The sequence below is a fragment of the Rhodoblastus sp. genome (assembly GCF_052145335.1).
In the GTDB taxonomy this organism is placed as follows: domain Bacteria; phylum Pseudomonadota; class Alphaproteobacteria; order Rhizobiales; family Beijerinckiaceae; genus Rhodoblastus.
Window position 1 is genome coordinate 1 of sequence record NZ_JBKQOU010000303.1, and the last position, 3,786, is coordinate 3,786.

Genomic DNA, 3,786 nt, shown 5'->3' on the forward strand with positions numbered 1-3,786 from the left:
GAGCGACGATTCGACTCGAGCGTCCATCTCGGACTTGGGCAGCTTTTCATAAAGGCGCACGCCGAAGGCGATGTTGTCGTAGATCGTCATCGGAAACGGCGTCGGCTTCTGGAACACCATGCCGACGCGAGAGCGCAGAAGGTTGAGATCGAGGTCCTTCGCCAGAACGTTTTCGCCGTCAAGCAGAACTTCGCCTTCCGCCCGCTGGCCGGGGTAGAGATCGTACATGCGGTTCAGCACGCGCAACAACGTCGACTTGCCGCAACCCGAAGGACCAATGAACGCCGTGACTTGGCCCTCATACAGGGACAGAGTGACGTCCTTGAGCGCCTTCGACTGGCCGTAATAGAAATCGAGACCGCGGATGACGATCTTGTCCTTGGACGCGCTCGGCGGCTTGGCCGGCCTTGGGGCGTTGGCTTCGTTGCTCATGAGCGAAAAACCTTTTGATTCACTTTTGTGTTGTGGAAGCGGAGAGCGCGCGGGCCGCGATGCTCAAGGCAAGCACTGCAAACGTGAGGATGAGCGCGCCCGTCCATGCGAGCCTCTGCTGTTCCGCGTAAGGGCTGCGGGCGAACTCGTAGATGATCAGCGGAAGGCTTGACATTGGTCCGCGCGGATCGAGGGTAAAAAGAGAATTTCCAAGCGCTGTGAAGATCAATGGCGCCGTCTCGCCGGTCATTCGGGCGATCGCCAGGAGGATCCCGGTGATGATGCCGGAGCGCACCGCCTTGTAGGCGATGTGACGGATCACAAGAGAACGCGGCATCCCCAAAGACGAGGCCGCTTCGCGCAGCGTATCGGGCACCAGATTGAGCATATCCTCGGTGGTGCGCACCATGATCGGCGCCCCGAGGATTGCTAGCGCGACGCCGCCCGCGAGGGCTGAGAAGTGCCCGACGGGCACGACGAGCAGCTCGTAAACGAATAGGCCGATGACGATCGACGGCGCGCTGAGCAGAATGTCGTTGATGAAACGCACCACGATCGCGAGGCGATCATTGCGGCCGTATTCGGCCAGGTACGTTCCCGCCAGGATGCCGAGCGGCGCGCCGATCGCGAGGCCGATCGCCGTCGTGATGATGCTTCCGACAATCGAGTTCAGGAGGCCGCCGACCACCCCGGGCGGGGCTGTGTTCTTGGTGAAGACGTCCAGCGACAGTCCGCCAAATCCGTTCCAGAGCAGCGTGGCCAGAATGATGACAAGCATGGTGAGGCCGAGGCCTGTCGCCCCGTAGGCCAGCGCCGTCCAGATGATGTTGCGCCGCTTGCGCCCGGAATAGAGGTCCGCCATTGACCTTACGCCTTCAATTCGAGACTGGCCAGCAGCCAGCGCGCGGCCGCAAGAACGATGAATGTGATGACAAACAGGATGAAGCCGAGGGCCAGCAGCGACGCGGTGAACAGTCCCGGATCCGCATCGGCAAACTGGTTGGCGATCATCGCAGAGATGGTCGTGCCCTGGGCGAGGCTCGACGTCTGGATCTTCGTCGCGTTGCCGATGACGAAGGTGACCGCCATGGTTTCGCCGAGCGCGCGGCCAAGGGCCAGCATCACGCCGCCGATCACGCCGACCCGCGTATAAGGAATGACGATGTTGCCGACGACTTCGAAAGTCGTCGCTCCGACCCCGTACGCCGCCTCCTTCAACACGGTTGGAACCGTATCGAACACGTCGCGCGACACGGCCGTGATGAATGGCAAAATCATCAGCGCGAGCACCAACGCCGCGGTCAGCACACCGTAGCCGAAAGGCGGCCCTTGGAAGAGAAAGCCGATCCCGGGGACATTCCCGATCGTGTTGATTAGGAACGGCTGGATGTAGGACTGCATCACCGGCCGGAAGTAGTAGACGCCCCAAATGCCGTAGATGATGGAGGGAATGCCGGCGAGCAGCTCGATGGCGACGCCGATCGGCCGCCGCAGCGGCAGCCAGCAGAGCTCGGTGAGGAATACAGCGATGCCCAGACCGACGGGAACGGCGATCAGCATTGCAATCACCGATGTCACAAGCGTGCCGTAGATCGCGGTCGCGGCCCCGAACTGCTCTTTCGGCGGGCTCCAGGCGTCGGAGAAGAAGAAATTGATCCCAAACTCGCGGAAAGCGGGCCATGCGCCGACGAACAGTGAAATCGCGACCCCTAAAAGAAGGATAAGCACGATCAACGCCGAGGCTAGCGTCATCACGCGAAACCCACTGTCGGAGAATTTCAGCCGCGAAAGCGCGCGCGCGCGCTCCCTTGCCGAAGAGTTCGCGCCGCTCTGCGTTCGAAGTGCCGTTGCCGTCATCGTCGTTTCAACATTCTTGCTTGGGTCGGCGACATTCCGAGCGCGACAGCCGGGGGCGAGCGATTGCCGCTCGCCCCCGAGCTTCGCTCATTTCAGATTAATGTCCTTGGCCCACATCGCCTCGACCAGCTTGACGACGTTGTCGGGCATAGGGATGTAGTCGAGATCCGCGGCCATCTTGTTGCCCTTCTCGTAGGCCCACTTGAAGAAGTCGAGCGCGTCCTTCGCTGCGGCCTTATTCGGCGGATCCTTGGGCAGAAGAATGAATGTCGCGGCGGTCATCGGCCACGACTTGTCGCCCGGCTGATTGGCCAGGATCAGGTAGAAACCGGGCGCATGGTCCCAATCGGCGTTGGCGGCCGCGGCCTGGAATGCATCCATGGTCGGGGCGACTACCTTGCCCGCCTTGTTGGCCATGTCGGCAAAAGTCAGCTTATTCTGCTCTGCGTAAGCGAATTCGACGTAGCCGATCGCGCCCTTGGTGGTGGCGACGTTGTTGGCGACGCCGTCATTGCCCTTGGCGCCGATGCCGCCCGGCCAGTCGACCGTCGTCGACACGCCGACCTTCGACTTCCACTCCGGCGAGACTTCGCCAAGATAGTAGGTGAAGTTGAACGTGGTGCCTGAGCCGTCGGCGCGATGGATCGGGACGATGGGCAGGTTCGGCAGGTCGAGCTTCGGATTGAGCGCCTTCAGGGCTGGATCGTTCCAGGTCGTGATCTTGCCGAGATAGATGTTGGCGAGCGTCGGGCCGTCGATGACGATGTCGCCCGGCTTCACGCCGTCGAGATTGACGACGGCCACGATGCCGCCCATCACCATCGGCCACTGCGCAAGACCAGCCTTTTCGAGTTCCGCGGGCTCCAACGGCGCGTCGGTCGCGCCGAAGGTCACGGTCTTGGCCTTGATCTGTTTGATGCCGGCGCCCGAACCGATCGACTGGTAGTTCAGGCCGTTACCGGTGTCTTTCTTATAGGAGTCCGCCCATTTGGCGTAGATAGGAAAGGGGAACGTCGCGCCGGCGCCGGAGATGTCGGCGGCCGAGGCCATGTTGACTCCGGCGGCGAGCACAGCCGCAGTGATGAGGGATTTCATGAACATAAGCAGCTCTCCGACAGACCATTAAGGTCAGGGTGCGGACCTTCCCCGCGCGCATGGGCGGCAGGCTAGCGCCGCGCTTCACCCTTACGCCGCCAACACCAGTCTTATATGACGTTGCAGCCATTGTTTTATGACATGGTAACACTCTGTTTTCGCTGTATTTTTCTGGAAAGCGACAGGTCTAAGCAGCGAGCGTGACAACCGTTTGGCGCCCGAACGCCCGCAAGACGCCCGGCTTGAACGGGTCTCGTTATTTCCGCTTGACGTGGAGCGGCACGCTGGCGACGAAAGTCGAGCCGTGATTGATGCGGCTCGTGATGCTCAGTTTGCCTCGGTGGCGCGTGAGAATATGCTTGACGATGGCGAGGCCGAGACCTGTGCCGTTGCGCGCCCGGC

5 protein-coding genes are annotated in these 3,786 nt (G+C 61.6%); all 5 read right to left on the reverse strand.

Features of this window, described 5'->3' with window-relative positions:
* On the reverse strand, positions 1-432 hold a 432-nt coding region (locus tag ACLP2E_RS18440; protein ID WP_442466762.1), incomplete at its 3' end, for a phosphate ABC transporter ATP-binding protein.
* Between the two features lie 19 nt (positions 433-451).
* Positions 452-1,294: a phosphate ABC transporter permease PstA gene (pstA, locus tag ACLP2E_RS18445; RefSeq protein WP_442466763.1), complete on the reverse strand. Its 843-nt coding sequence runs from the start codon at positions 1,292-1,294 to the stop codon at positions 452-454.
* A 5-nt stretch (positions 1,295-1,299) separates the two neighbouring features.
* On the reverse strand, positions 1,300-2,289 hold the full coding sequence (pstC, locus tag ACLP2E_RS18450; protein ID WP_442466764.1) for a phosphate ABC transporter permease subunit PstC: 990 nt from the start codon (positions 2,287-2,289) through the stop codon (positions 1,300-1,302).
* An 87-nt stretch (positions 2,290-2,376) separates the two neighbouring features.
* On the reverse strand, positions 2,377-3,390 hold the full coding sequence (pstS, locus tag ACLP2E_RS18455; protein WP_442466765.1) for a phosphate ABC transporter substrate-binding protein PstS: 1,014 nt from the start codon (positions 3,388-3,390) through the stop codon (positions 2,377-2,379).
* 250 nt (positions 3,391-3,640) lie between these two features.
* Positions 3,641-3,786, reverse strand: a 146-nt coding sequence (locus ACLP2E_RS18460) for an ATP-binding protein (RefSeq protein ID WP_442466766.1), incomplete at its 5' end; no start/stop codon positions are given.